General features: G+C 70.9%; 26 protein-coding genes and 1 riboswitch. Of the genes, 17 read left to right on the top strand and 9 right to left on the bottom strand.

Going from position 1 to position 26,801, the window contains the following annotated elements:
* The first annotated feature begins 105 nt into the window (after nucleotides 1–105).
* Nucleotides 106–714 carry a GNAT family N-acetyltransferase gene (locus D457_RS34815; protein ID WP_083926780.1) on the top strand — a complete coding sequence of 203 codons (609 nt, stop codon included), beginning with the start codon at nucleotides 106–108 and terminating at the stop codon, nucleotides 712–714.
* Here D457_RS34815 and metF read toward each other — a convergent pair.
* A complete protein-coding gene (gene metF / locus D457_RS0116225; protein WP_026116704.1) occupies nucleotides 632–1,561 on the bottom strand; it encodes a methylenetetrahydrofolate reductase [NAD(P)H] in 930 nt (309 codons plus the stop codon). The genes D457_RS34815 and metF overlap by 83 nt on opposite strands.
* Nucleotides 1,562–1,816: 255 nt before the next feature.
* On the opposite strand from metF, the gene D457_RS0116220 reads away from it, so the two are divergent.
* From D457_RS0116220 to D457_RS0116195, 6 genes are all read left to right on the top strand, one after another.
* Nucleotides 1,817–2,902 (top strand): polyprenyl synthetase family protein, encoded by a 1,086-nt coding sequence (locus tag D457_RS0116220; RefSeq protein WP_026116703.1) that lies wholly within the window; start codon nucleotides 1,817–1,819, stop codon nucleotides 2,900–2,902.
* A gap of 166 nt (nucleotides 2,903–3,068) precedes the next feature.
* Entirely contained in the window at nucleotides 3,069–4,409 is a 1,341-nt protein-coding gene (locus D457_RS0116215) for a DUF418 domain-containing protein (RefSeq protein WP_017581724.1), read from the top strand.
* A gap of 68 nt (nucleotides 4,410–4,477) precedes the next feature.
* Nucleotides 4,478–5,371 (top strand): SDR family oxidoreductase, encoded by an 894-nt coding sequence (locus D457_RS0116210; RefSeq protein WP_017581723.1) that lies wholly within the window; start codon nucleotides 4,478–4,480, stop codon nucleotides 5,369–5,371.
* A 172-nt stretch (nucleotides 5,372–5,543) separates the two neighbouring features.
* Nucleotides 5,544–6,548, top strand: coding sequence for a zinc-binding dehydrogenase (locus D457_RS0116205; protein WP_026116702.1), 1,005 nt, complete (start codon nucleotides 5,544–5,546; stop codon nucleotides 6,546–6,548).
* Nucleotides 6,549–6,605: 57 nt separating this feature from the next.
* The gene (locus D457_RS0116200; RefSeq protein ID WP_017581721.1) at nucleotides 6,606–6,797 is read left to right on the top strand and encodes an ABC transporter permease; all 192 of its coding nucleotides are present in this window, start codon (nucleotides 6,606–6,608) and stop codon (nucleotides 6,795–6,797) included.
* A 110-nt stretch (nucleotides 6,798–6,907) separates the two neighbouring features.
* Complete coding sequence (locus tag D457_RS0116195; protein WP_017581720.1) at nucleotides 6,908–8,077, top strand: thiolase family protein; 1,170 nt, start codon at nucleotides 6,908–6,910, stop codon at nucleotides 8,075–8,077.
* 139 nt (nucleotides 8,078–8,216) lie between these two features.
* On the opposite strand, the gene thiE is transcribed toward D457_RS0116195, so the two are convergent.
* Both thiE and D457_RS0116185 read right to left on the bottom strand, forming a co-directional pair.
* Nucleotides 8,217–8,888, bottom strand: coding sequence for a thiamine phosphate synthase (gene thiE, locus D457_RS0116190; protein ID WP_017581719.1), 672 nt, complete (start codon nucleotides 8,886–8,888; stop codon nucleotides 8,217–8,219).
* 81 nt (nucleotides 8,889–8,969) lie between these two features.
* Nucleotides 8,970–9,329, bottom strand: a complete 360-nt coding sequence (locus D457_RS0116185; RefSeq protein ID WP_026116701.1) for an Rv2175c family DNA-binding protein — start codon at nucleotides 9,327–9,329, stop codon at nucleotides 8,970–8,972.
* A gap of 120 nt (nucleotides 9,330–9,449) precedes the next feature.
* Nucleotides 9,450–9,560: riboswitch (TPP riboswitch) on the top strand.
* Between D457_RS0116185 and D457_RS0116180 the strand changes: the two genes are divergently transcribed.
* From D457_RS0116180 to thiI, 7 genes are all read left to right on the top strand, one after another.
* Complete coding sequence (locus D457_RS0116180; protein ID WP_083926779.1) at nucleotides 9,559–10,788, top strand: FAD-dependent oxidoreductase; 1,230 nt, start codon at nucleotides 9,559–9,561, stop codon at nucleotides 10,786–10,788. Its footprint overlaps the riboswitch before it by 2 nt.
* A 17-nt stretch (nucleotides 10,789–10,805) precedes the next feature.
* Nucleotides 10,806–11,018, top strand: a complete 213-nt coding sequence (gene thiS / locus D457_RS0116175; RefSeq protein ID WP_017581716.1) for a sulfur carrier protein ThiS — start codon at nucleotides 10,806–10,808, stop codon at nucleotides 11,016–11,018.
* Between the two features lie 5 nt (nucleotides 11,019–11,023).
* A complete protein-coding gene (locus D457_RS0116170) occupies nucleotides 11,024–11,845 on the top strand; it encodes a thiazole synthase (RefSeq protein WP_017581715.1) in 822 nt (273 codons plus the stop codon).
* A gap of 355 nt (nucleotides 11,846–12,200) precedes the next feature.
* Nucleotides 12,201–14,219, top strand: coding sequence for a Stk1 family PASTA domain-containing Ser/Thr kinase (pknB, locus tag D457_RS0116165; RefSeq protein ID WP_026116699.1), 2,019 nt, complete (start codon nucleotides 12,201–12,203; stop codon nucleotides 14,217–14,219).
* An 89-nt stretch (nucleotides 14,220–14,308) separates the two neighbouring features.
* The gene (locus tag D457_RS0116160; RefSeq protein ID WP_017581713.1) at nucleotides 14,309–14,962 is read left to right on the top strand and encodes a response regulator; all 654 of its coding nucleotides are present in this window, start codon (nucleotides 14,309–14,311) and stop codon (nucleotides 14,960–14,962) included.
* Nucleotides 14,963–15,180: 218 nt separating this feature from the next.
* Entirely contained in the window at nucleotides 15,181–16,206 is a 1,026-nt protein-coding gene (locus tag D457_RS0116155; RefSeq protein WP_017581712.1) for a 6-phosphofructokinase, read from the top strand.
* Between the two features lie 176 nt (nucleotides 16,207–16,382).
* Nucleotides 16,383–17,681: a tRNA uracil 4-sulfurtransferase ThiI gene (thiI, locus tag D457_RS0116150; protein WP_017581711.1), complete on the top strand. Its 1,299-nt coding sequence runs from the start codon at nucleotides 16,383–16,385 to the stop codon at nucleotides 17,679–17,681.
* A 93-nt stretch (nucleotides 17,682–17,774) separates the two neighbouring features.
* On the opposite strand, the gene aroF is transcribed toward thiI, so the two are convergent.
* Complete coding sequence (aroF, locus tag D457_RS0116145; RefSeq protein ID WP_017581710.1) at nucleotides 17,775–18,821, bottom strand: 3-deoxy-7-phosphoheptulonate synthase; 1,047 nt, start codon at nucleotides 18,819–18,821, stop codon at nucleotides 17,775–17,777.
* A 391-nt stretch (nucleotides 18,822–19,212) separates the two neighbouring features.
* On the opposite strand from aroF, the gene D457_RS0116140 reads away from it, so the two are divergent.
* Together D457_RS0116140 and D457_RS0116135 are read left to right on the top strand one after the other, a co-directional pair.
* Nucleotides 19,213–19,851 carry a molybdopterin-dependent oxidoreductase gene (locus D457_RS0116140; protein WP_017581709.1) on the top strand — a complete coding sequence of 213 codons (639 nt, stop codon included), beginning with the start codon at nucleotides 19,213–19,215 and terminating at the stop codon, nucleotides 19,849–19,851.
* Between the two features lie 70 nt (nucleotides 19,852–19,921).
* A complete protein-coding gene (locus D457_RS0116135; protein ID WP_017581708.1) occupies nucleotides 19,922–20,470 on the top strand; it encodes a helix-hairpin-helix domain-containing protein in 549 nt (182 codons plus the stop codon).
* Nucleotides 20,471–20,543: 73 nt separating this feature from the next.
* Here the strand turns inward: D457_RS0116135 and macS are convergent, their stop codons facing one another.
* The 3 genes from macS to D457_RS0116120 are packed head-to-tail and all read right to left on the bottom strand — an operon-like array spanning nucleotide 20,544 to nucleotide 23,431.
* The gene (macS, locus tag D457_RS0116130) at nucleotides 20,544–21,707 is read right to left on the bottom strand and encodes a MacS family sensor histidine kinase (RefSeq protein WP_083926778.1); all 1,164 of its coding nucleotides are present in this window, start codon (nucleotides 21,705–21,707) and stop codon (nucleotides 20,544–20,546) included.
* A gap of 3 nt (nucleotides 21,708–21,710) precedes the next feature.
* Complete coding sequence (locus D457_RS0116125) at nucleotides 21,711–22,637, bottom strand: hypothetical protein (RefSeq protein ID WP_017581706.1); 927 nt, start codon at nucleotides 22,635–22,637, stop codon at nucleotides 21,711–21,713.
* On the bottom strand, nucleotides 22,634–23,431 hold the full coding sequence (locus D457_RS0116120; protein ID WP_017581705.1) for an alpha/beta hydrolase: 798 nt from the start codon (nucleotides 23,429–23,431) through the stop codon (nucleotides 22,634–22,636). Before D457_RS0116120 ends, D457_RS0116125 begins: the two co-directional genes overlap by 4 nt.
* A gap of 429 nt (nucleotides 23,432–23,860) precedes the next feature.
* Between D457_RS0116120 and D457_RS0116115 the strand changes: the two genes are divergently transcribed.
* On the top strand, nucleotides 23,861–24,739 hold the full coding sequence (locus D457_RS0116115; protein ID WP_017581704.1) for a lysophospholipid acyltransferase family protein: 879 nt from the start codon (nucleotides 23,861–23,863) through the stop codon (nucleotides 24,737–24,739).
* Between the two features lie 118 nt (nucleotides 24,740–24,857).
* Here D457_RS0116115 and D457_RS0116110 read toward each other — a convergent pair whose 3' ends face one another.
* On the bottom strand, nucleotides 24,858–25,805 hold the full coding sequence (locus D457_RS0116110; protein WP_017581703.1) for an ROK family glucokinase: 948 nt from the start codon (nucleotides 25,803–25,805) through the stop codon (nucleotides 24,858–24,860).
* A 166-nt stretch (nucleotides 25,806–25,971) separates the two neighbouring features.
* Nucleotides 25,972–26,457 carry a hypothetical protein gene (locus tag D457_RS0116105; protein WP_017581702.1) on the bottom strand — a complete coding sequence of 162 codons (486 nt, stop codon included), beginning with the start codon at nucleotides 26,455–26,457 and terminating at the stop codon, nucleotides 25,972–25,974.
* Nucleotides 26,458–26,801: the final 344 nt, after the last annotated feature.

Genomic DNA, 26,801 nt, shown 5'->3' with positions numbered 1-26,801 from the left:
TCGCACCAGTTAACACTCCCCGGTCGGGGAACGTCAAGGAAACGCGCGGAAACCGGCGCCCGCGAAGACCAGCGGTGGCGGCCCCGCACGATCTACTCTGGGGGCGTGGCAGCCAGCACTGAGCTCCGTGAACTCGCCCCTCCGGCGTTCACGCACGCCGTCCCCGCCCTACTGGAGGTCTACGAGGCGGCCATGCGCCCGCCGCCCGAGCAACTGCCCGGGCGGGCCGCCGTGATGGGCAGCCACGCCGACTACCCCGGATTCAGGTCCGTGGTGGCGGTCGACGACGGACGCCCTGTCGGCTTCGCCTACGCCTTCCACGGCCGCGAGGGCCAGTGGTGGCACGACGTCGTCATCGAGGGGCTGCACGCGCATGGACACGCGCGGCACATCCGCCGCTACCTGGCCGACCCGTTGGAGATCGCCGAGGTCCACGTACACCCGGACGCGCAGAACCGCGGTGTCGGCCGTTCCCTCCTGCACGCCCTGTGCTCGGGACGGCCGGAGCGCACCGCGGTACTGTCCACGCGCTCGGGCCCCTCAGCGGCGCGCCATCTCTACCGCTCGTGCGGGTTCGTCGAGGTGCTGGAGTCCTTCTCGTTCCCCGGCACCCCGGACCAACCCTTCTCGATCATGGCCGCTCGGCTGCCGCTCGTCGGACCCGGTGCCCCGCCACCTCGCGGTAGATCTCCCTGGTGGCCGTGGACTGGTTGAACGTGATGAAGTGGATGCCCGGGGCACCCTCGGACAACAGCCGCTCGCACATGCGCTGGGCGTGCTCGATCCCGAAGGCGCGCACCGCCTTCTCGTCCTCGGCGAGGCGCTCGAAGCGCGCGGCCAGATCGCGCGGGAACGGCGCTCCGGAGAGCTTCTCCGACCGCGGGATCGAGGCCATCTTCACCACCGGGAAGACCTCGGGGATGATCGGCACCTCGCAGCCGCGCGCGGCCACGCGGTCGCGCAGGCGCAGGTAGTCCTCGGGGTCGAAGAACATCTGGGTGATGGCGTAGTCGGCGCCCGCCTCGCACTTGCGCACGAAGTGGTCGGTGTCGGTCTCCACGTCGGCCGAGCGCGGGTGCTTGTAGGGGAAGGCGGCCACGCCCACCGAGAAGTCCCCGCTCTCCTTGAGCAACCGGACCAGGTCCTCGGCGTAGGTGAGCCCTTCGGGGTGCCTGACCCACTCCCCGTCGGGGTCGCCGGGCGGGTCCCCGCGCACGGCCAGCATGTTGGACACGCCCGCGTCGGCCAGACGGCCGATGAGGTGGCGCAGCTCGGCGACGGAGTGGTCCACCAGGGTCATGTGCGCGACCGGCATCAGGGTGGTGTCAGTAGCGATGCGCTCGGTGGTCTCCACCGTGAGGTCGCGGGTACCGCCGCCGGCACCGTAGGTCACGGAGACGAAGGACGGGCCGAGGGCCTCGATCTCGCGGATCGCACGCCACAGCCGCTCCTGGGACCTGGCGTTGCGGGGCGGGAAGAACTCGAAGGAGAACATCGGCTCGCCCGAGTCGAGGAGGTCACGGATATGACGCGGCCTGGAGGCCGGGGTTCGGGGCGCCACGGGGCGGGTCGGTGCAGCGAGCATGCCTCCAACTTTAAGCGAGCCCCCCTGACCCCCGGACACTGCGTCCCACCTTGTGAGACCAAAGACAAGACTGCCTCTCATTTCTCATCATGCGAGACGAAAAATCAGACATAAAGAATAATCATTCCACGCAACGGACAAAGGTAGTCTCGGGATCCGCGCACCCAGGGTCACGGGCCGTTTCCCCGAACCCGGGGCGCACCTGCTCAGGCAGCCGATAATGTGCAGGGTATGGCCGCTTCCTCATCTTCCTCAGCTCTCTCAGCCGTGTCCGTCATCCGCTCCGACGTGGACCGCGAACTCTCCTCCTTCTGCGCCTCACACCGCGGGCTGCTGCTGGAGATCGGGGAGGAACTGGCCCCGGCGATGGACTCCCTGGAGGCGATGGTCTCCGGAGGCAAGCGCCTGCGCCCCACCTTCGCGTACTGGGGGTGGCGCGGGGCGGGCGGTGCCGCCGGCGACGAGCGCATGGTCCGGGCCGCCGCCTCCCTGGAGTTCCTCCAGGCCTGCGCACTGGTCCACGACGACGTGATCGACAACAGCGACACCCGGCGCGGGGCCCCTGCCACGCACAAGCGCATGGCCAAGCTCCACGCCGACCAGGGCTGGGGCGGGGACAGCGAGGAGTTCGGCCAGGGCGCCGCGATCCTCATCGGCGACCTGTGCCTGGCCTGGTCCGACGAGATGTACCAGGCGAGCGGTTTCTCGCCGCAGACCCTCCAGGGCGGTCGGCCCCCCTTCGACGCGATGCGCACCGAGGTGATGGCCGGCCAGTACCTGGACACCCTGGAACAGGTCCGGGGCACCGCCACCCGCGAGGCCGCGCTGCGGGTGATGCGCTACAAGGCGGCGAAGTACACGGTGGAGCGGCCGCTGCACCTGGGTGCCGCCCTGGCCGGGCGCGGCGAGGAGCTGGCCGGGGTCTACACCGACTACGGCATCCCGCTGGGGATCGCCTTCCAGCTGCGCGACGACGTGCTCGGCGTGTTCGGCGACCCCTCCACCACGGGCAAGCCCGCCGGTGACGACCTGCGCGAGGGCAAGCGCACCCTGATCGTGGCCGAGACGCTGTCCCGCTCCGGCGCGGCCGACGCTGAACGCTTCCTGAGCTTGCTGGGCACGCCGGACCTCTCGGTGGAGTCGGTGGAGTGGATGTGCGGGCTGATCGAGTCCTCCGGCGCACTGGCCGCCTGTGAGTCGATGGTCTCCGAGTACGCGGAGCGGGCGGTGGCCGCCCTGGACAGCCCGGAGCTGGACGAGTCCGCCCGCGGCCCGCTCGGCGACCTGGTCGTGGCCGCGACCCGGCGCTCCCACTGATCCCTCGGCATTCGGGCCGCTAGAACCCGACACCCGAACCCCCGAAGCCCCTAGGGGTCACCCCTGAGGGCTTCGGGGGTTTTCCCATGCTTTTTCCGGTTGCGCCGCCTGTCCGGTTCCGGCTTGAATCTGAAGTCACGATAGATCTCGAAACCGGAGTGCTGCCATGTCCAGAACCACCGCCGTGCTCGGGCCGACCGACTCGGCCGAGCGGGCGCTCGCACCCGACCTCGCCCGCGGCTTCATGCTGTTGTTCATCGCCCTGGCCAACACGGTCTGGTACCTGTGGGCGGCGCCGAGCACCGGAACCACCATGCATCCGGAGCCCGAGGGCGCCCTCGACAGCGCCGCGCAGTTCTTCACGGTCGTCGCCGTGGACATGCGCAGCTACCCGATGTTCGCCTTCCTGTTCGGCTACGGCATGGTGCAGCTGGCCCGGCGCCAGGAAGCCGCCGGGGCGAGCGTGCGCAGCGTCAACGCCCTGCTGCGCCGACGCAACCTGTGGCTGCTGGTCTTCGGTTTCTTCCACGCCCTGCTGCTGTGGATGGGCGACATCCTCGGGGCCTACGGCCTGACCGGTCTGGTGCTGGGGTGGCTGTTCTTCCGTCGCAAGGACGTGACCCTGCTCGTATGGAGCGGTGTACTGACCGCACTGATGGCGCTGCTGGCCGCGCTCAGCCTCCTGGCCCTGCCGTTCGTCAGTGACTCCGGCACCGGCTCGGGCGCCCCGGCGGGCTTCGACCTGAGCCAGGCCGCGGCCAACATCGGCGACCCGTCCTTCCTGTCCGCCGCGCTGCAGCGGGTGACGACCTGGCCGCTGGTCACCGTCGGCCAGGGGCTGCTGGGACTGGCGGTCCCCACGGCGATCCTGCTCGGTTTCTGGGCGGCGCGCCGCGGCTTCCTGGAGCAGCCCGGACAGCACCTGAAGGCGCTGCGCCGGACGGCCGTGGTCGGCATCTCGGTAGGCTGGCTGGGCGGACTGCCCATGGCCCTGGCCCAGACCGGGGTCTGGGACCTGACCGCCGCGCAGGGGCAGATGCTGACCATGCCGCACATGCTGACCGGCTTGTTCTGCGGCGTGGGCTACGTGGCCCTGATCGCCCTGGTCGCGCACCGGCTCCAGGAGCGCGGGCGGCCCCGGGGCCCGGTGGTGACCGCCCTGAGCGCCACCGGCAAGCGCTCACTCAGCGCCTACCTGGCCCAGTCGGTGCTGTGCGCGCCGATCCTGGCCGCCTGGGGACTGGGGCTGGCCGAGCACATGTCCTCGTGGACGATGTTCCTGTACGCGATCGCCGTGTGGCTGGTCACGGTGGCGGTTGCCTACGCCCTGGAACGCTCGGGTCGGCGCGGACCGGCGGAGGTCCTGCTGCGCAAGCTGGCCTACCGGAAGCCGTCCGGCGCGGTCGGAGCGGCAGGAGCGCCCGCGTCACCGGGGTCGCCCGGAACGGGCGGAGCGGCGGAGCGGGGCGTTCCGGAGAGTGCGCACCAAGAGCGCACCACCCCCTGACCGGAAGCCGCAAAAAGGGGCGCGCCGATGAGCGCTCGACGGCCGGTCATACCCCAGGATGGGTTTTCATGGGCGACGAACACATGACAAACCACACCATAGGGGTGACCGGGGCCACTGGTGCGCTGGGCGGGCGTGTGGCCGCGCGGATCGCCAGGCTCGGGTTGGCGCAGCGCCTCATCGTGCGCGACATCAACCGGGCGCCGGAGTACCCGGAGAGCAGCGCGGCGATGGCGACCTACGAGGACACCGCCGCCTTCGAGCGGGCCTGCCGCGGCGTGGACACGCTCTTCCTGGTCTCGGCGACCGAGTCCGAGGACCGAGTGGAGACCCACCTGAGCGCGGTGGACGGGGCGGTCCGCGCCGGGGTGTCCAGGATCGTGTACCTGTCGTTCCTCGGTGCGGGCCCGGCGTCCACGTTCACCTTCGCCCGCACGCACTTCTTCACGGAGGCGCACATCCGGTCGACGGGTGTCTCGTACACGTTCCTGAGACCCAGCCTGTACCTGGACCTGCTGCCCCACTGGGTGGACGACGAGGGCGTGGTGCGCGGACCGGCCGGGGACGGCAGGGTCGCGTGGGTCTCGCGGGACGACGTGGCGGACGTAGCCACGGCCGTGCTGACCGACCCCGTGGTGGTGGCCGCCTCCGAGGAGACGACCTACGACGTGACCGGGCCCGAGGCCCTGTCGGTGGGCGCCACCGTGGCGAAGCTGGGCCGACTGACCGGCCGGAGCATCCGGTACGTGCCCGAGACTTGGGAGGAGGCGCTGGAGTCGCGCCGGAAGACCGGGGCCGCCGAGTGGGAGATCGAGGGTTGGGCCTCCTCGTACTCGGCGATCGCGACCGGGGAGATGGACGTGGTCGCCACCACCGTCCCCGACCTGACCGGGCATCCCGCACAGTCGATAGAGGGCTTCCTGCGCCGCCATCCGAGCGCGCTCTCCCACGTCGCGGTCTGACCGCGGCCCTGCTTCTTCTCGCCACCGCCGTGCCCCGTGCGCGGCGGTTCCGTCTTCTCCGGCCCCGCGCTCCCCGGCCGTGTTCCCTCCCCGGCGCCACTTGACCTCAACATTAGTTGAGGAAGCACTCTGGGTTCCGGGGGAACGACTCCCGAGAAGGAGTGTGGTGGACATGCGCGCGGTACGAGTGGACGAGTTCGGCGGCCCGGAGGTACTGGTCGTCCGGGAGGTGCCCGCCCCGGTACCGGGCCCCGGCCAGGTACTGGTGGAGGTGAGCGGCGTCAACATCATCTACCTGGACACCCTCATCCGATCCGGGTTGGCCGAGGACCACTTCCCGGTCACCCCGCCGTACGTGCCCGGCGGGGGTGTGTCGGGCAGGGTCGTGGAGGTGGGACCGGGGACGGACCCGGCGTGGCTGGGCGCGCAGGTCGTCGGGGAGACGGGGGAACCGGACACGGCGGACGACCGGGCCAGGCTGCCGGTTGACGGCTACGCCGAGCGGGCGGTGGTCCACGAGGACGCCCTGGTCAGGGTGCCCGAGGGCATGAACACCGCTGACGCCCTCGCGTTGATGATCGACGGGGCGACCGCCCTGACCCTGGAACGAGCCGCCCGGTTCACCCCTGACTCCTGGGTCCTGGTGCTGGCCGCCACCGGGGGCGCGGGCAGCCTGGTGGTCCAGTTGGCCCGGCTCGCGGGGGCCCGGGTGATCGGTGCGGCCAGGGGCCCGGAGAAACTGGCCCTGGCCCGGGAACTCGGCGCCGAGGAGACGGTGGACTACTCCGAACCCGGCTGGACGAAGCGGGTCACCGAGATCACCGGAAAGGGGGCGGACGTGGTGGTCGACGGTGCGGGAGGGGCCCTGGGCACCGCCGCCTTCGCCCTCACCGCCGACGGCGGCCGATTCGTCAGCTACGGGACCGCCAGCGGTGAGTTCGCCGAGGTCGACGAGGCGGAGGCCGAGCGCCGCGGGATCACCGCCCTGGGCCTGTTCGACCTGGACCCGCCGGACGGGGCGGGGCACAGGGACCTGGTCCGGCTGATCCTGGAGGAGGCCCGGGCCGGACACGTCCGGCCGCACGTGGGGCTGACCCTACCGCTGGAGCGTGCCGCCGAGGCGCACGCCGCCCTGGAGGGACGCCGGGTGCTGGGCAAGGTCCTACTCGTTCCCTGACCGGGCGGCCCGGGCCGCGACCCCGCCCAGGAGGAGTTCGCCTTCGTCGCGCTGTTCGTGCCCTACCCGTCCTCGGCCTTCGTCCCGGTGGAAGGGCTGCCGTCCTTCCTGCGGGGGCTCGCCGAGCACCAGCCGGTCACCCTGGCCATCGAGGCCCTGCGCGAACTCACCTCCGGGGCGCCCGTCGGCGACCAGGCCACCGTGCTGGCGCTCTGGCCGGGGGGCTCACCCTGGCCGCCCTGGCGCTGACTCCGTGGCTGTTCCACCGGGCCGGACGGCGCTGACCCGAATCCCGCTCTGGCCAATCTGACTATGGATATGTATAGTCAGCACGCACCAGCCAACCGGGGAGGGCAGTCATGATCGAAGCCGTCATCGTCGACGCGGTCCGCACACCCGTCGGGCGGGGCAAACCGAACGGGGCCCTGCACGACGTCAACTCCGTGGACCTGCTCGCGCACAGCCTGCGCGCGCTCGTGGACCGCACTGGGATCGACCCGGCTGTGATCGACGACGTCATCGGCGGGGTCGTCACCCAGGTCGGCGAGCAGGCCTTCAACATCACCCGCCGCGCCCTGCTCGCCGCCGGGTACCCCGAATCCGTGCCGGGCGTCAGCGTGGACCGCCAGTGCGGCAGCAGCCAGCAGTCACTGCACTTCGCCGCGCAGGGCGTGATGTCGGGCGCCTACGACGTGGTCGTGGCCGCCGGGGTGGAGTCCATGGGCCGGGTGCCGATGGGGGCCAACCTGACCGGCTCTGACGACCCCCTCGGCGAGGGCTTCCGCGCCCGCTACCCCGAAGGGTGGGTCGGCCAGGGGATCTCCGCCGAACTCATCGCCGCCAAGTGGGACCTGCCCCGCACCCGGCTGGACGAGTTCGCCCTGACCAGCCACGCCAGGGCCGCCGAGGCCACCAAACGAGGCGCCTTCGACACCCAGCTCACCCCGCTGGCCGGGCTCACCCGGGACGAGGGGATCCGCGAGGGCGGGGATCTGGGCACCCTGGCCCGACTGCACCCCGCCTACTACGACGAGGCCACCGGGCGCCGCTTCCCGCAGATCGACTGGAAGGTGACCGCGGCCAACGCCAGCCCTCTCAGCGACGGAAGCGCGGCCGTGCTCGTGATGAGCCGCAGCCGCGCCGAGGAGCTGGGGCTGACCCCGCTGGCCCGCTTCCACTCCTTCGCGGTGGCCGCCGACGACCCGCTGTACATGCTCACCGCCATCATCCCGGCCACCGAGAAACTGCTCGCCCGCGCGGGGCTGACCCTGGCCGACATCGACCTGTTCGAGGTCAACGAGGCCTTCTCCCCCGTGGTGCTGGCCTGGGCCGACGAGCTGGGCGCCGATCTGGGCCGGGTCAACGTCAACGGCGGCGCCATTGCGATCGGCCACCCGCTCGGTGCCAGCGGTGCCCGCCTGGCTACCACCCTCACCCACGGCCTGCACGAGCACGGCGGCCGCTTCGGGCTCCAGGTGATGTGTGAGGCGGGCGGACTGGCCAACGCCATGGTCGTCGAACGCCTCTGACCGGTCCCACCGCCCGGGCACGATGCCCGGGCCGCCCAGAACGTGCCGTCGCCCCGAGGGCGGCCTCCCGCAGGGGCCACGGCACACACAGCACGGCCCCGGAACCCCTTCTCGGGTTCCGGGGCCGTGGCAGTGTCGGTCAGGTGTTGTCGACGCGGGCGGTCAGCCGGGCCTTGAGCGCGTTGGCCGCCGCCCGGGGGTCCTCGGCCTCGGTGATCGCGCGCACCACGACCACCCGGGTGGCCCCGGCGCTCAGTACCCGGTCGATGTTGGTGAGGTCAATACCGCCGATCGCGAACCACGGCCGGTCGGTGTCCAGCGCAGCGGCGCGCTCCACCAGTTCGAGCCCGGCCGCCGGACGCCCCGGCTTGGTCGGGGTCGCCCAGGTCGGGCCCACGCAGAAGTAGTCGCTCCCGGGCTCCTCCGCGGAACGCGCGGCCGCCTCGGGGTCGTTGTTGGACCGGCCGATAACCGGATCGGCGCCGACGATGTCGCGGGCCATCGGCACCGGCAGGTCGCGCTGGCCCAGGTGCAGGACGTCGGCGCGCACCGCGCGGGCGATGTCGGCGCGGTCGTTGACCGCGAGCATGGCCCCGTAGCGCTCGCACGCCTCCCGCATGGTCTCGAGCGCGGCCAGCTCCTGGCGGGCCTCCAGGCCCTTGTCCCGGAGCTGGATGATGTCCACTCCCCCAGCCAGGGCGGCGTCCGCGAACTCCGCGAGATCACCGCGCTCGGTCCGGGCGTCGGTGCACAGGTACAGAAGGGATGTGTCCAGGCGCTTGCGCAGGCTGGTTCCGTGGCTGGTCCTCACACCATCCACCCTAGGCCCTGGAGCACCAGCGGCCTAGGGCAGTCTCCACGGCAAGTCGCTGGAACGCCGTGCTCCGTACGACTAGAAAGCCATACTCTGGGCCCGGCGGCGCACCTCGGTGCCCCGGTTCTCGCGCATGGCCTGGATCGGCGTGCCCGGCAGGGTGTCGTCCGGGGTGAACAGCCAGCGCAGGGCCTCCTCGGTGGAGAAACCGGCGTCGGTGAGCAGCACAATGGTGCCCGGCAGGCCCTTGACCAGGTCATCGCCGTCCAGGAAGGCAGCGGGGATGGAGAGCTCACCGGCGCGGACCACGCCCATCAGGCGGTTCTCACGGATGTAGGTCTTGATCCGGTTGGGGCTCACGCCCAGCGGCCTGGCCGCCTCGCGCAGGGTCAGCCATTCGCCGACGAGTTCGTCGAGTTCACGATCGCTTTGTGTCACCTCACCAATCTGCCACACCCTGCCGCTTCCCGGAGACCATCGGGCGGCGTGGGAGGCGTCCGTCTCGGAGATCCCCACCACTCCCCGCTGGACGTCCTCCCCTAGGATGGAGGCTGAACAGACACGTCCCGCGGGAGCCGGGTGGACCCGGCTGAGAGGGAGGCTCACCGCTTCCGACCGCACGAACCTGATCCGGGTCATGCCGGCGAAGGGAGTGGAATACGGCGCCATGCGCACCTTCGAAGTTCCTTCTCACGAACAGATTCGTCCTACCAATACCGTCGTGGTGATCGGCGGCGGAGTCATCGGGCGGGTCACCGCCTGGCGGGCCGCACAGCGCAGCCTGGCCGTCACCCTGGTCGAACCCGACCCGGTCACCGAGCCCTCCGACGCCCGCGCCTCCTCGACCGTCGCGGCTGGCATGCTCACCCCCGCCACCGAAGCGGTGTTCGGGGAGGAGGAGCTGATGGAGTTCGGCGTGCGCTCCGCACGCCTGTACGACGACTTCGTCACCGAACTCCAGGAAGCCAGCGGTGTCGACGTCGGCCACCGGCGCACCGGGACACTGCTGGTCGCCTTCGACCGCGACGACCTGGCGGTCCTGACCGACCTGCACGCCCTCCAACAGCGCCTGGGCATCGCCACCGAACGACTCACCAGCCGCGAGTGCCGACGCCTGGAGCCCACACTCGCCCCGGGTGTGCGCGGCGGGGTACTGGCCCCCGAGGACCACTCCGTGGACCCGCGCAGGCTGCTGCTGGCGCTGGCCCAGGCCGGTGAGCAGGCGGGGGTGCGCGAGATCGCCGGACACGCCGAGGAGGTCACCTCCCCCGGCCCCGACGGCGCCCGGCTGGGCGTGCGCCTGGCCGACCCGCCACCACCCTCAACGGACGCCTACGGCGCAGTACCTTTTATTCTCCCCGCCGATCAGGTCGTCCTGGCCGCGGGCTGCTGGGGCGACCGCGTCAAGGTACCCGAGCCGGTGGTGCCACCGCTGCGCCCGGTCAAGGGACAGCTGCTGCGCGCTCGGGTCCCGGCCGGGGAACCCTCGCTGGTCAACCGCACCGTACGCGGCCTGGTCCGCGGCTTCCCGGTGTACCTGGTGCCCCGGGGCGACGGCGAGGTGATCGTGGGCGCGACCCAGGAAGAGCTGGGCCACGACACCTCCCTGACCGTGGGCGGGCTCTGGCAGGTCCTTCGGGACGCGCGCGAACTCGTCCCGGGGGTGAGCGAGCTGGAGATCACCGAGACCTGTGTGGGGCTGCGGCCGGGCTCGCCCGACAACGAACCCCTGCTGGGGCCCACCCGGGTTCCCGGCCTGCACCTGGCCGCCGGGCACTTCCGGCACGGGGTGCTGCTCGCCCCGGTGACCGGCGAGGTCATGGCCGAGGCCCTGGTCACCGGCGCGCTTCCCCCGTACGCGCGCCGGTTCGCCGCCGACAGATGGACGTGGGAGTAGGAGACGTGGGAGAAGCAGTGGAACTGATCATCAACGGCCAGGCCCAAGAGACCGCGGCGGCCACGGTGGAGGCAGTCGTGCGCGACCTGACCTCGGCCGGGAACGGCGAGATCCGCGGCGGGATCGCGGTGGCCGTCAACGACGAGGTGGTGCCCCGCGCCGTGTGGGCGGACACCACGCTGGCCGCAGGCGACCGCGTGGACGTACTCACCGCAGTTCAGGGAGGCTGACAGCCATGTCCGAAACGACCATCACACGCACCACTGGCGACACACCGGCTTCCGGAAGCGCGGTACCCCTCGAGGACCCGCTGGTCATCGCTGGGGTCTCCTTCGGCTCGCGGCTGATCACCGGCACCGGCGGGGCACCCTCCCTGGAGGTCCTGGAGGAGGCCCTGCTGGCCTCGGAGACCGAACTCACCACCGTGGCGATGCGCAGGATCACCCCGGGCACTCAGGGTTCGGTGTGGGACGTCCTGGAGCGCAACGAGATCCGGCCGCTGCCCAACACCGCCGGTTGTTTCACCGCCACCGACGCCGTGCGCACCGCCCGGCTGGGGCGTGAGGCCCTGGGCACCGACTGGGTGAAGCTGGAGGTGGTCGCCGACGAGCACACCCTCTTGCCCGACCCCGTGGAGCTACTGGACGCCGCCGAGGCGCTCGTCGACGACGGTTTCACCGTCCTGCCCTACACCAACGACGACCCCGTGCTGGCGCGCCGCCTGGAGCAGCTGGGCTGCGCCGCCGTCATGCCACTGGCCGCACCGATCGGCTCGGGGCTGGGGATCCGCAACCCGCACAACCTGGAGCTCATCGTCGAGCAGGCCAACGTCCCGGTGATCGTGGACGCGGGCATCGGCACCGCGAGTGACGCCGCCCTGGCGATGGAGCTGGGCTGCGACGCGGTGTTGTTGGCCACGGCCGTGACCCGCGCCCAGGAGCCGGTGCGCATGGCCGCCGCGATGCGCGACGCCGTCCGGGCCGGGCGCGGAGCCCGACTGGCCGGCCGCATCCCGGTCCGCAGGCATGCCCAGGCCTCCAGCCCCGACGTCGTCTGAGCGAACACGCAGCCGATCCCGCGGTAGGAAGTCGGGGATATCAGAGCCCGGGAGGACGCGCGGGCAAAGAGAAGTCCAGCGCGGCGTCACGGCCGGGTTTGGCTCCGTCCCCTACCGTGGGAGGGGTGTATGTGCCGCCCGCGGCACCGCACCGACAGACCGCCCAGGCGCGAACGTCCCACGCCGATGACCTCGTCGGTTTCCATGACGGTGGACACAGGGGCGCCGCGACCGTGAACAGCGGGGCAGGACCTGACACCGTATTCCGCTATCGTGGCGGTTCGACACCAGGTGTCGGGTACGCGCCACCGGCCGCGACCGCCCGCGCTCCCCGCAGCAAGGACACTACTCCGCCGTGGACATGACGACTTCCGACCCGCTAGTAGGCGCGACGCTGGACCGTCGCTACTTCGTCGAGTCAAGGATCGCCGGTGGCGGCATGGCGACGGTGTACGTCGCCCACGACCTCAGACTGGACCGACGTCTGGCTCTGAAGGTCATGCACCCCTCCCTGGCCCAGGACCCCACCTTCGTTCAGCGCTTCATCAACGAGGCCCACTCGGTCGCCAAGCTCTCCCATCCCAACGTCGTGCAGGTCTTCGACCAGGGTGAGGACCAGGGACACGTCTTCCTGGCGATGGAGTACGTGCCCGGCCAGACCCTGCGTGACCTGCTCAAGGACCGCGGACGACTGGCCCCGAAGCAGGCCCTGAACTTCATGGCCTCGGTGCTGGCCGCGCTGGGCGCCGCCCACCAGGCCGGCATGGTGCACCGCGACGTCAAGCCCGAGAACGTCCTGATCAGCAAGGACGGCCGGGTCAAGGTGGCCGACTTCGGTCTAGCCCGCGCGGTGGAGCAGTCCAACCAGGGACTGACCCGCACCGGCACGCTCATGGGCACCGCCGCCTATCTGGCGCCCGAGCAGATCGAGAAGGGCGTGGCCGACGCGCGCAGCGACGTCTACGCCGCGGGCATCATGCTCTACGAGCTGCTCACCGGCGGGCAGCCGCACACCGGTGAGACGCCGATCGCGATCGCCTACCAGCACGTGAACGAGGACGTTCCGCGGCCCTCGCACTTCCTGCCCAACCTGCCCGCCGATGTGGACGCGCTGGTCACCAAGGCCACCGAGCGCGACCCGAAGTACCGGCCGAGCAACGCGGGGCAGTACCTGGCCAAGGTCCTGGACGTCCTGCGGACCCTGCCGGACACCGTCACGGGCGCGGCCGCGGGCGCCCCGCTGGCCCCCGTGGCACCGCAGGCGAACTCCGCGGCCACCATGACCGCGCCCCAGCTGATCGCGGGCGGCGCCGGTCCGGGTACCGAGAACGCCACCATGGTCGTGGACATGAACGGCGCCGACCTGCCGCCGGTCGAGTACGACGACGGGTACGACGACTACCCCGAGGAGGGCAGGTCGTGGTTCTCGCGCAACCGCATGCTGGTGGTCGGCGCGGCCGCCATGGCCCTGGTCGTGGGTGTGGCGGGCTGGTGGTTCCTCCTCGGCCAGTTCGAGTCCGTCCCGGACGTGGTGGGGGCGAGCCCCGAGGCCGCCAGTGAGCAGATCCGCGGCGCCAGGCTGGTCTTCGAGCTGTCCGACGAGACTGTCTACAGCGACGAGGCCGACGCCGGTCAGGTCGGCAAGACCGACCCCGAGGTCGGCGAACGCCTATCTCCCGGCGACGAGGTGACGGTGTTCCTGTCCAAGGGGCCGCAGGAGGTGTCCATGCCCAACCTGGTGGGCGACGACTTCGCCAACGCGGTCAAGGCCCTGGAGGACCTCGGTTTCGACGAGGGCAACATCGTCCAGGAGAAGCAGGACTCCCCGGACAACGCCCCGGGTGAGGTGCTCGCCACCAGCCCCGAAGCGGGTGCGGAGGCCGACCGCGAGGGCACGGTGACGCTCACCGTCAGCAGCGGCATCCCGGTGCCCAGCCTGGCCGGGGAGACCCGGGAGGACGCAGAGGAGACCCTCAACGACCTGGGCCTGACGGTCGAGGTGGTCGAGGAGGAGAGCGAGAGCATCGACGAGGGCACGGTGATCAGCCAGAGCCCGGACACCGGTACCAACGTCGGTCCCGGCGCCACCGTCACCCTGACCGTGTCCAGCGGTCCGCCCGAGGTCGAGATCCCCGACGTGATCGGTGATTCCATCCGCGACGCCCGCGACGCCCTGGAGGACGCCGGATTCGAGGTCGAGGTCGAACGGATCTTCGGCGGCCGCAGGATCGGCCACCAGTCGCACACCGGCACCGCCCCAGAGGGCACCAAGATCAAGATCACCGCCACCCCTGGCGGCATCGGCCTGGGCGACCTCGACGACGACGATGACGATGACAGACGCGGGAACGGCAACGGCCGCGGCAACAACTGATCCGGCGGTCAGCCGCGCAAAGCGGACCTGAGCAACCGCGGCCCCTCTTCCCCTGTGCGGAAGGGGGGTCGCGCGCTATCGTCAGCGGCATGAGCGGCGACGAGATCCGGGTACTGGTGGTGGACGACCACCCGATGTGGCGTGAAGCGGTGGCGCGTGACCTGACCGAGGCAGGCCTCACGGTGGTGGGGACGGCGGGCGACGGCGCCAAGGCGCTGCGGATCGCCCCCGCGGTGCGGCCCACCCTGGCCGTGGTGGACCTGCACCTGCCCGACACCAACGGCGTGGAACTGACCGCGGCCCTGGTGGCGCTGGCCGAACCCCCTCGGGTCCTGGTGCTGTCGGCCAGCGGAGAGAGCGACGACGTGTTGGCCGCGGTCAAGGCCGGTGCCACCGGCTACCTCGTGAAGTCCGCCGGGCGCGAGGAGCTCCTGGACGCCGTCCGGCGGGTCCACACCGGGGAAGCGGTCTACACGCCCGGGCTGGCCGGTCTGGTGCTCGGCGAGTACCGGCGGCTGTCGGCCCAGGAGAAGCCTTCCGATGACGCGCCGGTGCTGACCCCGCGCGAGACCGAGGTGCTGCGGCTGGTCGCCAAAGGGCTGGCGTACAAGCAGATCGCGCGCCGCCTCACTATCTCCCACCGCACGGTCCAGAACCACGTCCAGAACACCCTCACCAAACTGCATCTGCACAACCGGGTGGAACTGGTCCGCTACGCCATCGACCGGGGCTTGGACGAATGACCCCGGCGGGATCTCCCCTTCGGCACTGCCGGACACAGCCGCGGTGTGGTGGCCTTGGTTTCGCCTCTACGGGTGTTACGGAAAGCCGGGTGTCAGAAAGTCCGGAGTTTCGGAAAGCTTCTTTGCGCAGGGGTTGGCCCGGGGAGCCCGGGCCCACTATGGTCTAGACCATATGGCGCCTTGCGCCGTGAACACCCACAACGTCGAGGAGAAGTCGTATGCGAGTCGGGGTGCTGACCGGCGGTGGAGACTGCCCTGGTCTGAACGCGGTCATCCGCGCCGTGGTCCGGAAGGGCATCAAGGACTACGGGTACGAGTTCATCGGCTTCCGGGACGGCTGGCGCGGCCCCCTGGAGGGCGACACCATGCCCCTGGACATCAGCGCCGTGCGCGGCATCCTCCCGCGCGGCGGCACGATCCTGGGCTCCTCCCGCACCAACCTGATGAAGATCGAGGGCGGTGTCGAGCGGGTCAAGGACAACATGGCCGGGCTGGGCGTGGACGCCCTGATCGCCATCGGCGGCGAGGACACCCTGGGTGTGGCCCGCCAGCTGCACGACCGCGGCGTCAACGTCGTGGGCGTGCCCAAGACCATCGACAACGACCTCAACGCCACGGACTACACGTTCGGGTTCGACACCGCGGTCAACATCGCCATGGAGGCGATCGACCGCCTGCACACCACGGCGGAGTCGCACCACCGCGCCCTCGTCGTGGAGGTCATGGGCCGCCACGCCGGGTGGATCGCCCTGCACTCGGGCATGGCCGCGGGCGCCAACGTCATCCTCATCCCCGAGCGCCCGTTCGACATGGACGAGGTCGTCAAGCACGTCGAGAGCCGCTTCGAGACCCAGTACGCCCCCATCCTCGTGGTCGCCGAGGGCGCCCACCCCAAGGCGGGGCAGCTGGAACTGGCCACCGGCGAGAAGGACTCCTTCGGCCACGTGCGCCTGGGCGGTATCGGCCAGACCCTGGCCGAGGAGATCGAGAAGCGCACCGGCAAGGAGTCCCGCTCGGTCGTGCTGGGCCACGTCCAGCGCGGCGGCACCCCCACCGCCTTCGACCGGGTGCTCGCCACCCGCCTGGGCGTGAACGCCATCGAGGCCGTGCACGACAAGTCCTTCGGCAAGATGGTCGGCCTGCAGGGCACCGACGTCGTGCGGGTGGACCTGGCCGAGGCCACCGACACCCTCAAGACCGTTCCCGCGGAGCGCTACGAGGAGGCCGAGGTCTTCTTCGGCTAGCCACTCCCGCCCTCTGTCGCGGCCCCTTCCCGCCCGGGGAGGGGCCGCGGCCGTGTCCGGGGTCTCACCTCGGGACGGGCGGGACCGGGAATGGACCGAGCGGTCCGGGGATTGTTCGATACTGGAAGGCATCGTCCTTTCGCGAAACCCAGGCATCACCCTCCGGAGGTAGCACCATGTCCGCGTCGCTGGAGTCCGCGCCGCTCCCCGTAACCGAGGTCGGAGCCGACGCCGGGCTCGGCGAGCTCTGCGTACTCATGAAGCTCGGCGAGATCGTTCTCAAGGGCTCCAACCGCAAGCTGTTCGAGCGCCGCCTGCACAACAACATCCGGAACTCCGTGCGCGACCTGGGCGAGATCCGCCTCTCCCAGCGCGGAGCCGGTGTGATCATCGTGCGCAAGCCCGGCGCCTCCGACCTCGAGGTCGCCGAGATCGCCGACCGCATGGCCAACGTCATGGGCGTGGTCTGGGTGCACCTGGTACGCCGGGTGGCCAAGGACCTGGACGCCATCGTGGACATCGGCGTGCGCTCGATGGCCGGCCGCGAGGGCACCTTCGCGGTGCGCGCCCGCCGCCGCGACAAGCGCTTCGAGATGGACTCCGGCAAGCTGGCCGGGTTCCTCGGGTCCAAGATCATCGAGGCGCACGGCTACAAGGTGAACCTCAAGCGCCCCGACAACACCCTGTACGTCGAGGTCGACAAGGACGAGGCGTTCGTCTTCACCGACGGCATCCCCGGTCAGGGCGGTCTGCCCGCCGGAATGAGCGGTCGCGGCCTGGTGCTGATGTCCGGCGGTATCGACTCCCCCGTCGCCGCCCACCGGATGATCCGGCGCGGCCTGAAGGTCGACTTCCTGCACTTCTCCGGGATGCCCTTCACCGGCCCCGAGTCCATCTACAAGGCCTACAGCCTGGTCCGCCAGCTGGACCGCTACCAGGTGGGTTCGCGACTGTTCGTGGTGCCCTTCGGCAAGGCCCAGCAGCAGCTGAAGAGCTCCGGTATCGAGCGGCTCCAGATCGTCGCCCAGCGCCGTCTAATGCTCAAGACCGCCGAGGCCCTGGCCGACGACCTCAAGGCCGAGTGCCTGATCACCGGCGATGCCCTGGGCCAGGTGTCCAGTCAGACGATGACCAACATCACCGCCCTGGACGACGCCGTGGATCTGCCGATCCTGCGGCCGCTCATCGGCATGGACAAGACCGAGATCATGGACCAGGCCCGCAGGATCGGGACGCTGGCCATCTCGGAGCTGCCCGACGAGGACTGCTGCACGATGCTGACCCCGCGCCAGGTGGAGACCGCGGCCAAGATCCCGGACCTGCGCCAGATCGAGAAGCGCCTGGACGCCGAGGAGCTGGCCGAGCAGCTGGTCACCACGGCCCAGCTGCACAAGCCCAGCTTCCTGGGCGAGGCCTCGCCCTCCCGGGTCGCTCCCAGCGCCGCCAAGGCCGCCGCCCCGGCCCCGGCTCAGTAACGCAGCTCGGTAACAGAGGCCGCGCCTACGCAAGGTGCCCCGGACGCTCGCGAGCGTCCGGGGCACCTTTGTCTCAGCCGTCAGACCGGCACGTCACAGGGCGGCGAACTCACGCTCGGGCGCCGGGGTGAGGGTGCGGCCGCTCAAGGTGGCCAGAGTGGCGGACAGGTCGCGCAACTCGGCCAGGTCCTCCTCCAGCAGCGCCTGGGGACCGTCGCACAGGGCGGTCTCCGGGCTCGGGTGCACGTCGACAATCACGCCGTCGGCGCCGATCGCGATGGCCGCGCGGGAGAGCGGCAGCACCAGGTCGCGCTTGCCACCGGAGTGCGACGGGTCCACGATCACCGGCAGGTGGGTCAGGTTCTGCGCCACCGGGACGGCGCTGATGTCCAGGGTGTTGCGGGTGGCCTTCTCGAAGGTGCGGATGCCGCGCTCGCACAGGACGATGTCGAGGTTGCCGCGCTGGGCGATGTACTCGGCGGCCATCAACCACTCCTCGATGGTCGCGCTCATGCCGCGCTTGAGCAGGACGGGCTTGCCCGCGTCGCCGACCGCCTGGAGCAGGGCGAAGTTCTGCATGTTGCGGGTGCCCACCTGGAGCATGTCCGCGTAGGAGGCGACCAGATCGACGTCAGCGGCGTCCACGACCTCGGTGACGATGGGAAGGCCGGTCTTCTCACGCACGTCGGCGAGGATCTTCAGGCCTTCCTCGCCCAGTCCCTGGAAGGCGTACGGGGAGGTGCGGGGCTTGTACGCGCCACCGCGCAGGAGGGCGGCGCCGGCGGCCTTGGCCATCCGGGCGGCCTCGAGGGTCTGCTCGGGGGTCTCGACCGCGCAGGGACCGGCGATGACGGTCATGTTGTCGCCGCCGATCGGGACGCCGCGCACGCTGACCACGGTGCGGCTGTCGTGGTTCTCCCGGCTGACCAGCTTGTACGGGGCCGAGATGCGCAGGACGTCGCTGACACCGGGCTTGGCGGCCAGGCCGAGGTCCTGGAAGCGCTCGACGTCGCCGACCAGGCCGATGATCGTGCGGCTCACACCGCGCGTCACGTAGGCCTCGCCTCCGGCGGAGGTGACCAGCTCGACGAGCGCGTCGATGTTGTCGGCGGTGGCGCCCGGCGCCATAACGATGACCATGTGGTTTCCCTGTTTCGTGGGTTGGATGGCTGAGCCGCGCGGATGTCGCGCCGGTGCCGGGGGGTGGTCCGACCCGGGGCGAAAACAAAGGAGCCCCGGACCGTTACCGGCCCGGGGCTCCTGGGAAGTCGTCTGTGTCAGCGCAGCGCTTTACAGGCGACCGGGGAGTGGGGCCGGTAGCCATAAAAGCGCCAAAAGTTTCGCTGCATGGCTGCGACTATAGCGCACAGTCAGCGACTCCTCGCACAGGCGGGGGGAGTGACCTAGCTCTCTTCGGCGCCTGACAGGATGTCAGGACGTCGGCGTCCCCACCCAAGGAGCAGGGAACGCACCAGGGTCCGGGGGAACGGATGTGAAGGGCCGAAGTCGTAGAAAGCGAGCGGGGGTCGGGTTGTCTGAAGGCGAGGAGGCCGCGGGCACGGGCGGGAGACAGCGGCTACGGCTGCCTCCCGGGCAGGCGGTCCGGTACGAGCACAGGCCGCTGCACTACGGCCGGGTCCCCACCTTCAGGCCCGAGCGGTGGGACTTCCGCGTGTTCGGCGCCACCGAGTCCCTGGGGACCTACCGGTGGACCTGGGAGGAGTTCGGCGGGCTCCCCCGTACGGACGTAGTGCGGGACTTCCACTGCGTGATGCGCTTCAGCGTCCCCGACGTTCCCTGGGGAGGGGTCCGCGCGGCCGACCTCGTACGGCTGGTACCGCCCTCCCCCGAAGTCACCCATGTGATGGCCTGGGGCGAGTACGGCTACAGCGCCAACATGCGCCTGGACGACTTCCTCGACGACGGCGTCCTGCTCGCTACCCACCGCGACGGCCTCCCGCTCGCCCCCGAACACGGCTTCCCACTGCGCCTCGTGGTACCGCACCTGTACGGGTGGAAGAGCGTCAAGTGGCTGCGGTCGGTGGAGTACATGGTCGGCGACCGGCGCGGGTTCTGGGAGGAGCGTGGCTACCATAACCGGGCCGACCCCTGGGGTGAGGAGCGCTTCTCCCACCAGGAGGAACCCGGCGCCGGGCCGCCGCTCCAGTGAACGGAGCACCGCCCCGGCCGAGGAGCGCCACCCCGGTGAAAGTGTCGGTGCGGGTGTCTAAGGTGGTGGCATGACGACCAGAGCCCAGCTGCGTAAGGCAGCGCTCTCACACCCCGAGACCACCGAGAAACACTCCGGGCCGCTGGGGAGCGAGTTCTTCGTCCAGGGGGTGCGGTTCGCCTGGGTGGACGGCCCGGGACTGGTGAGCCTGGTCCTGCCCACGGCCGAGGCCAACGAACTGCTGGCCGCCCACCGCACAGCCGAGCTGCGCACCCACGGCGCCTCGCCCGTCGAGGTGCGGGTCCCCCTCGCCAACGTCGACGGACAGCCGCTCAACCGCTGGGTGCGCCGCGCCTGGCTGGTGCACGCCCCCAGGGAACTGGCAGAGCGGGCCGTCGCCGCCGAGCACGCGGTTCCGGGAAAGGTCGGCGACCTGCCCAGGGGGATCGGCAGACCGGCCACACAGGCGCTGGTCCAGGCCGGGTTCACCACCCTCGCCGAGGTGTCCTCGATGACGCGCCCGGAGTTGCTGGCGCTGCACGGGGTGGGCCCCAAGGCGGTCCGGGTACTCGACGAAGCCTTCGCCGAGGCGGGCCTGAAGTTCAGCACCCCCGCCTGAGCCCCGTGATCTTGCTACCAGGAGCGAGTTCGGCGCCTTGGGTTTCAGTGGCTCAGCGCTTCTGGTAGCAAGATCACGGCTGAAGGGGGCGGTCCCGAGGGACGATCATCTCGATCTCGGTTCCCTCTCCCGGTTCCGAGTACAGCTCGGTGCTGCCGCCTAGGTCGCGGACCCGGCCCAGGACGGACTGGGCGACGCCCAGACGCCCGTCCGCGCGGGCCCGATCCAGTCGGCCCGGCGGGATGCCGGGACCGTCGTCGCGCACGGTCACAGTGACGGCTTGCTCCTCGTCCTCCACCAGAACCCACGCCCGCGTCTGCGGCGGGCAGTGCCGGTCCACGTTGTCCAGGGCCGCCGCCACCGCGGCGGCCAGCTCGGCCACCGCGTACCCGGGCAGGAGCACCGGGGTGGCGGGTGCCGAGACCGAGAACCGGACCGACTCCAGGCGGCGCAGCGCGTCCCTGAGGTCCATGGCAGTGCCCGGCGCGGACGCCCCGCCCGGCGCCGAGGAGCCCGTCCCGGCCGAGTTCAGGCCGTCGGTGATCAGGGAGCGCAACCGCACCTCTTGTTCACCGGCCATCCGGCCCAGTTCGGCTGCCTCTCCGCCGATCTCGTCCCCGCGGCGGCGGACCAGGGCGAGCACCTGGAGCACCGAGTCGTGGATGGAGCGGGCCAGCTGCTCGCGTTCGCGGATGCGCGCCTCCAGGGTCACCGCCTGGGCGAAGCGCTCCTCAGCCTGCTCGGCGACCCGGGCCATGTAGCCCACGGCCAGGCAGGCCAGCAGGAGCAGCACCACGCCCCGAACGGTGGCGGCGGTGACGTCGGCGTCCATGAGCACGCGCAGGGTGATGTCGGCGAACCCGTAGGCGAGGGCGACCGTGGCGGCGCCCCGGCGGCCCCAGATGACGCTCGCCGACAGCGCGGCCCCGGCGAACCAGTAGGAGCTCAGCGGCGGCGCCTGGGTGAGGTAGAAGGGGGTCGCGGCCAGACCGGTGGCGAACAGGCAGCCGAAGGCAACCACGAGGTCGGCGGTGAGCAACCGCCAGGTGCGCCAGGCCGGGCGGGCGTAGGCATAGGTCGTCAGCACGGTCCAGCCGGACATGACGACCAGCACCGCCCAGGCCAGCCAGGACCTGGCCAGGTACTCGTGGTACTGGACGACCAGTACCAGGGCGTAGACCAGGGCGACGGCGCGGTAGAGGGCGAAGGCGCGCCAGAGGGGGACGTCGAAGCCCAGGGCTCAGACCACCGCCCCGTTGTCCGGCCCGTTGTCGCCGGGCGGGCGGGAGTCGGTCATACGCAGGATGAGCACGACGAAGCTGGTCAGGAAAGCAGCGACGGCCAGGAACATGATCCAGTTGGGCAGTGAGATGCCCAGAAAGGCGGCGCCGAACAGCAGCGCGGGACCGCCGAGGAGACCGAACCAGGCGGCGATGCCCACCCGGTCGCCCTGGAGCAGGGGCGGCGGGGGCGGGGGTTCGTAGTGCCCCTCCAGCTCCGCCTCGGCCCGGCGTCGGTCCTCCTCGCGGGCCTGCTCGTCGTCCTCGTCAGAGTCCCGGTCGCGGGGGAGGTTGGCGAGGATGTCGCCGAGCCGCGTCTGTTGTTCGTCGGGGGCGCTGAGGTTCTCCGCGTCGGGCCAGGCGACCCGGCCGCGCTGCTCGCTGGTGCCCTCGGAGTCGTCGTAGAAGCGGGAGACGAGGTCCTTCCAGACGTCCTCCTCGTCGCTGCTCCTAGCCGGGGGCGCGTCGGGGTCCACGTTGGCGGGCGGCCCGTCCAGCAGGTCGCCGCCGACCGGGGGGTCGCTGCCCTCGTGCGCGGCCGACGCCTCCTGGCCCTCCTCGCCCTCGGCCTCGGCCCTGCCCTCACCGCGCGGTGCCAGCAGGTCGGGTCCGGTCTCGCGTTCGCGGCCGCCGAGGTCGGGCAGTTCGGAGCCGAGCACCTGTTCGGCGGCGCCGCGTTCCTCGGCGTCGACGTACAGGTGGTCGGTGGGCGGGTCCTCGGCCTGGCCGCCGGTGGGCTCCAGGACGTCCTCTTCCAGAGGGACCGCGTAGGCGGCGATCCCACTGCGCCGGAGCGCTTCCAGCATGAGGTCGGCGTGTGAGGGTGCGAGCAGGATCAGGGGAACGTAGGCGTCGGCGAGCAGGCCGTTGCCCCGACGTTGTGTCATCGGTCGGCTCCTTCCCCGCTTCTGCTGCGCTCGCGCACGAACGCGAGGCTTCCTTCGAAGATGGTGGCGGCGTCATGGTCGAGGGTCGCCACGTGGTAGCTGTCGTGAAGCAGGTGGATCGTCAGCCGGGTGTTGACCGCTCTCTTAGCGAGCATACGCAGACTGTCCGGTCCCACCACGTGGTCCTGGGGGCTCCGGTAGGCCAGAACCGGCGCTCGCAAACCAGACATGCCGCCCTGAACCGTGCGCCACAGCTTCGGGAGTGTCGCGGCCGCGGCGGTGGGCACCCGGTCGTACCCGCCCTCCCCGGCCTGTTCGAGGGCGATGTCGCTCTCCAGACCGGGCGTGGTGGGCAGGATCCGGGCGGCCAGGCGGCGGATCGGCGCGATGACGGGGAGGCGGTGGTCCTCCACCACGAGGGAGGGGTTGACCAGAACCACGCCCTGGACGATGTCGGGGTACTCCTGGGCCAGGAGCAGGGTGAGCGCACCGCCCATGGACAGCCCCATGACGAATACCTCGTCACACCGCTCCGCGAGGTCGAGCAGCGCCCGCTCCACCTCCGCGTACCAGTCGTCGGTGGTGGTGGTCGCCATGTCCTGCCAGGTGGTGCCGTGCCCGGGCAGTCGGGGCAGTTCGACGGTCAGCCCGGCCTCGGCCAGGTACTCGGCCCAGGGGCGCATCGAGTACGGCGAACCGGTGAAACCGTGGCAGAGCAGGACACCGACGCCTGAACCCGAGTGGCTGAAGGGGTCCGCACCCGGGATCAAGGGGATGGCGTTGGTCGGTCTCACAGGTCTGCTCCCGGGATCGTACGGCGGAGGGCTCCGATGGGATCGCGGCCCCAGCCGTGAGGCTAGTCGCTCGGGTGAGCGTTTGTCATCGCAAGAACGTTAGCGTTCCCCTGCCCGAACTCCGTGGGGGCCCGGCGTGTTCCCGCGCATCCGGCGACCCCGCGGCCCGGGTCGGGAGACGGGGGCGTCACCTGTGGTGAGTATCCTCGACAGTGCCCCCGCGGCGCGGCTCCCTCTTCCCCGGCGACGGACAACCCGGTCCGTTCTGGCTGCTTTTGGCGGTTACCCGCACGTGGTGGGAAGATGACGCTTGTCAGCCTCCCCGCATCCGCGGTGGGAGCGTTCCGGACAATGACGGCCGAGCGGGACAGTGAGACGCGGCAGACCCTGCCTCAGTGCTCCCCGCGTGTGCAGGGGTGATCTGAAGCAATGTTCTACTGGGTGGTCAAGGCGATCCTGGGGCCGATTCTGGCCGTGTTGTGGCAACCTCGCGCGGAGGGCGTGGAGAACGTGCCGCGGCGTGGTCCGGCCATCATGGTCAGCAACCACCTGTCGTTCTCCGACCACTTCTTCGGGCCGCTGCCGCTGCCGCGCAAGATCATCTTCCTCGCCAAGGCCGAGTACTTCACCGGCACCGGCGTGAAGGGGTTCCTCAGCAAGGCCTTCTTCACCGGCGTGGGGCAGATCCCGATCGACCGTTCCGGCGGCAAGGCGAGCGAGGCGGCCCTGCGTACCGGGCTGCGCGTGCTCAAGCGCGGCGAGCTGCTGGGAATCTACCCTGAGGGCACCCGCTCCCCCGACGGCAAGCTGTACCGGGGACGGACCGGCGTGGCCCGGCTGGCGCTGGAGGCCAAGGCCCCGGTGGTGCCCATGGCGATGATCAATCTCGAGAAGATCATGCCCCCCGGCCGCACCGTTCCCAAACTGGGCGTGCGCCCCAAGGTGGTCTTCGGCAAGCCGCTCGACTTCTCCCGTTACTACGGCATGGAGAAGGACCAGCGAGTCCTTCGCGCCATCACCGACGAGATCATGTACTCCCTCATGGAGCTCTCCGGCCAGGAGTACGTGGACCGTTACGCGCAGGCGGTCAAGGCTGAGATCGAGGCCGAGGAGAAGGAGGCCAAGCGCGAGCAGCAGGCCAGCGCCAAGGATGAGCGCCGGAGCAAGCGCGCGGACAAGAAGGCTGACCGCAAGGCGCGCAAGGAGGCCCAGAAGGAGGCCAAGCGCGCGGCGAAGGCGCAGAAGAAGGCAGAGCAGAAGGCGGAGAAGGACTCCCCCGGGGACGACACCGCGGGCGGCGCCGAGTAGCGCCTGAGTCCTGGGCAGCGAAGGGGCGGTCACCGGAATCCGGTGACCGCCCCTTCAGCGTTGTGTCATATCAGGTGCCATGCCGCACCGGGTGCGGGGCCACACCGGGTGCGGTCGGTCAGTACCGGGCGAGGTCACCCGCGCCGGCGATACCCGCCTCGCCGCCGAGCTCGGCCACCCGCACCTCGGCCAGGCGGCGGCCCGGGCGACCGGAGACGTGCCGGGCGAAGGAGGCGCGCACCGGGTCGAGGATGATGTCGCCCGCGTCGGAGACCCCGCCGCCCAGGACGAAGCACTCCGGGTCCAGGATCGCGGCCAAGTCGGCCAAGCCCAGACCGGCCCAGTCCCCCACGATCCGGAAGCACTCCAGCGCCGCCGGGTCGCCCTCCATCGCGGCCTGGGTGATGATCCGGCCGCTGATCTGCTCCACGACGCCGTCGGCGAGCTTGAGCAGCCGCTCTCCCCGCTGGGGGTCGGTGCGGGCCAGGTCCTGCCCCTCGGCCACCAGGGCGCGACCGCTGGCGTACTGCTCCCAACAGCCGTGGTTGCCGCAGGCGCAACGGCGGCCGTGCGGGACCATCCGGTAGTGGCCGACCTCGGCCGCCACCCCGTAGCGGCCCCGGTGCAGGGCCCCGCCGAGCACGAGGCCGCCGCCGATCCCGGTGCCCAGGGTGACGCAGACGATGTGGTCGCTGCCCTGCCCCGCACCGAAACGGGCCTCGGCCCAGGCCGCCGCGTTGGCGTCGTTCTCGATGACCACGGGCAGGTCCACGTGCTGCTGCACGCGCTCCTTGAGCGGCTCGTCGCGCAGGCCGAGGTTGACCGCGACCTGGACGGTGGCCCGGTCCTCGTCGACGAACCCGGCCACGCCCACGCCCACCGCGCCGATCTCACCGTCGGGCTTGCGGGAGCGCAGCTCCGCCACCGCCCGACCGACGACCTCGGCCAGCTGACGGGGGTCGTTGGTCGGGGTCGGGTACTTGACCTTGTCCAGGATCTGCCCGTCGTGGTCGACGACACCGGCGGCGACCTTGGTTCCGCCGATGTCTACGCCAATGGTCAGCATGGGGGCAGCTCCTTCTACTTACGCCCGAACTCTGACATAAGTCTCAAGGTTCATGGCAGAGGGTTTTCAAATGGTGTAAACCATTCGATTAAACCAGGCTCAGGCGGCCGCGAACACCCCACCGGCGCATACCCGCCGGTTCGCCCTACTCCCCCGGTGTGACCTGCTACTCCGCACCGCCCCGGGCGTCCTCTCCGGAGTCGGCCGGGGAGTCGCGGCGGGCCCGCTCGTCACGCTCACGGTCGGCCCACTCGCGCTGTTCCCGCTCCTCCCGTGCCCGGGCGGCCTCCTCCCGGCCCTGCTCGAAGGAGCGCTCCATCACGCCCCAGGTCTTTCCCACGGCGCTGGCGAGGGACAGTCCAGCCCGGCCGAGGTGTCCGGCGACCTCGGGCGCGCTCTTGCGCACGATCTCGACGAACTCCTCCAGCGGGGGGCGCTCCTGCTGGGTCTCGGCCCGGATGGCCTCCTCCCACACGTCGCCCTTCTTGGGCGGGGGGCTGGTGACCGCGCTGACACCGCGCTTGACCCCGGCGACCAGCAGCTTGCGCTGGAGGCTGTCGACCAGGCGCAGCGCGTCGTCGATCAGGTCGGGCTGGTCCGAACGCCCGTTGTTCGGCCGTTCCGAGCGCCCGGTGCTGTTGTCGTCGGTCATGTTCGTGAGCCTCCTGTCAGTGGTCCTCTGGCCTCACGTTAACCGCCCGAACCGGGCAAGAGAGGGCGTCTCAGGGCAGGTTCAGGGACGAACCAGGGAAGAAGTGGGGTCCGGTCGGGGCGAACCGGAGGCGGGTCGAGGACCGGCCGGATGCGACGCGGACACGAGGCGGAGATGCGGTCAGGGACGGCCCCGGGCACCGGCGCGTCCGCGGAGCGGAAAAGGATACTCGTCGCCCCACAGGAGTTGAGGCCACTTGGGGCGGAAACGACGTGAATTTAACCAGATGTGCACAAAACACCCGGCAGGCGATAGTCTCGACTGCGCGCGAGAAGTAACCGGGA

The sequence above is a fragment of the Nocardiopsis valliformis DSM 45023 genome, from assembly GCF_000340985.1.
Lineage (GTDB): Bacteria > Actinomycetota > Actinomycetes > Streptosporangiales > Streptosporangiaceae > Nocardiopsis > Nocardiopsis exhalans.
This window is presented reverse-complemented; position numbering and strand designations above follow the sequence as displayed.

Excerpts from the sequence above, each read along its gene's own strand:
- D457_RS0116220 (WP_026116703.1), top strand. The coding sequence starts at position 1,817 with ATGGCCGCTTCCTCATCTTCCTCAGCTCTCTCAGCCGTGTCCGTCATC.
- D457_RS0116215 (WP_017581724.1), top strand. The coding sequence starts at position 3,069 with ATGTCCAGAACCACCGCCGTGCTCGGGCCGACCGACTCGGCCGAGCGG.
- D457_RS0116210 (WP_017581723.1), top strand. The coding sequence starts at position 4,478 with ATGGGCGACGAACACATGACAAACCACACCATAGGGGTGACCGGGGCC.
- D457_RS0116205 (WP_026116702.1), top strand. The coding sequence starts at position 5,544 with ATGCGCGCGGTACGAGTGGACGAGTTCGGCGGCCCGGAGGTACTGGTC.
- D457_RS0116195 (WP_017581720.1), top strand. The coding sequence starts at position 6,908 with ATGATCGAAGCCGTCATCGTCGACGCGGTCCGCACACCCGTCGGGCGG.
- D457_RS0116180 (WP_083926779.1), top strand. The coding sequence starts at position 9,559 with ATGCGCACCTTCGAAGTTCCTTCTCACGAACAGATTCGTCCTACCAAT.
- D457_RS0116170 (WP_017581715.1), top strand. The coding sequence starts at position 11,024 with ATGTCCGAAACGACCATCACACGCACCACTGGCGACACACCGGCTTCC.
- D457_RS0116160 (WP_017581713.1), top strand. The coding sequence starts at position 14,309 with ATGAGCGGCGACGAGATCCGGGTACTGGTGGTGGACGACCACCCGATG.
- D457_RS0116155 (WP_017581712.1), top strand. The coding sequence starts at position 15,181 with ATGCGAGTCGGGGTGCTGACCGGCGGTGGAGACTGCCCTGGTCTGAAC.
- thiI (WP_017581711.1), top strand. The coding sequence starts at position 16,383 with ATGTCCGCGTCGCTGGAGTCCGCGCCGCTCCCCGTAACCGAGGTCGGA.
- aroF (WP_017581710.1), bottom strand. The coding sequence starts at position 18,821 with ATGGTCATCGTTATGGCGCCGGGCGCCACCGCCGACAACATCGACGCG.
- D457_RS0116135 (WP_017581708.1), top strand. The coding sequence starts at position 19,922 with ATGACGACCAGAGCCCAGCTGCGTAAGGCAGCGCTCTCACACCCCGAG.
- D457_RS0116125 (WP_017581706.1), bottom strand. The coding sequence starts at position 22,637 with ATGACACAACGTCGGGGCAACGGCCTGCTCGCCGACGCCTACGTTCCC.
- D457_RS0116115 (WP_017581704.1), top strand. The coding sequence starts at position 23,861 with ATGTTCTACTGGGTGGTCAAGGCGATCCTGGGGCCGATTCTGGCCGTG.
- D457_RS0116110 (WP_017581703.1), bottom strand. The coding sequence starts at position 25,805 with ATGCTGACCATTGGCGTAGACATCGGCGGAACCAAGGTCGCCGCCGGT.
- D457_RS0116105 (WP_017581702.1), bottom strand. The coding sequence starts at position 26,457 with ATGACCGACGACAACAGCACCGGGCGCTCGGAACGGCCGAACAACGGG.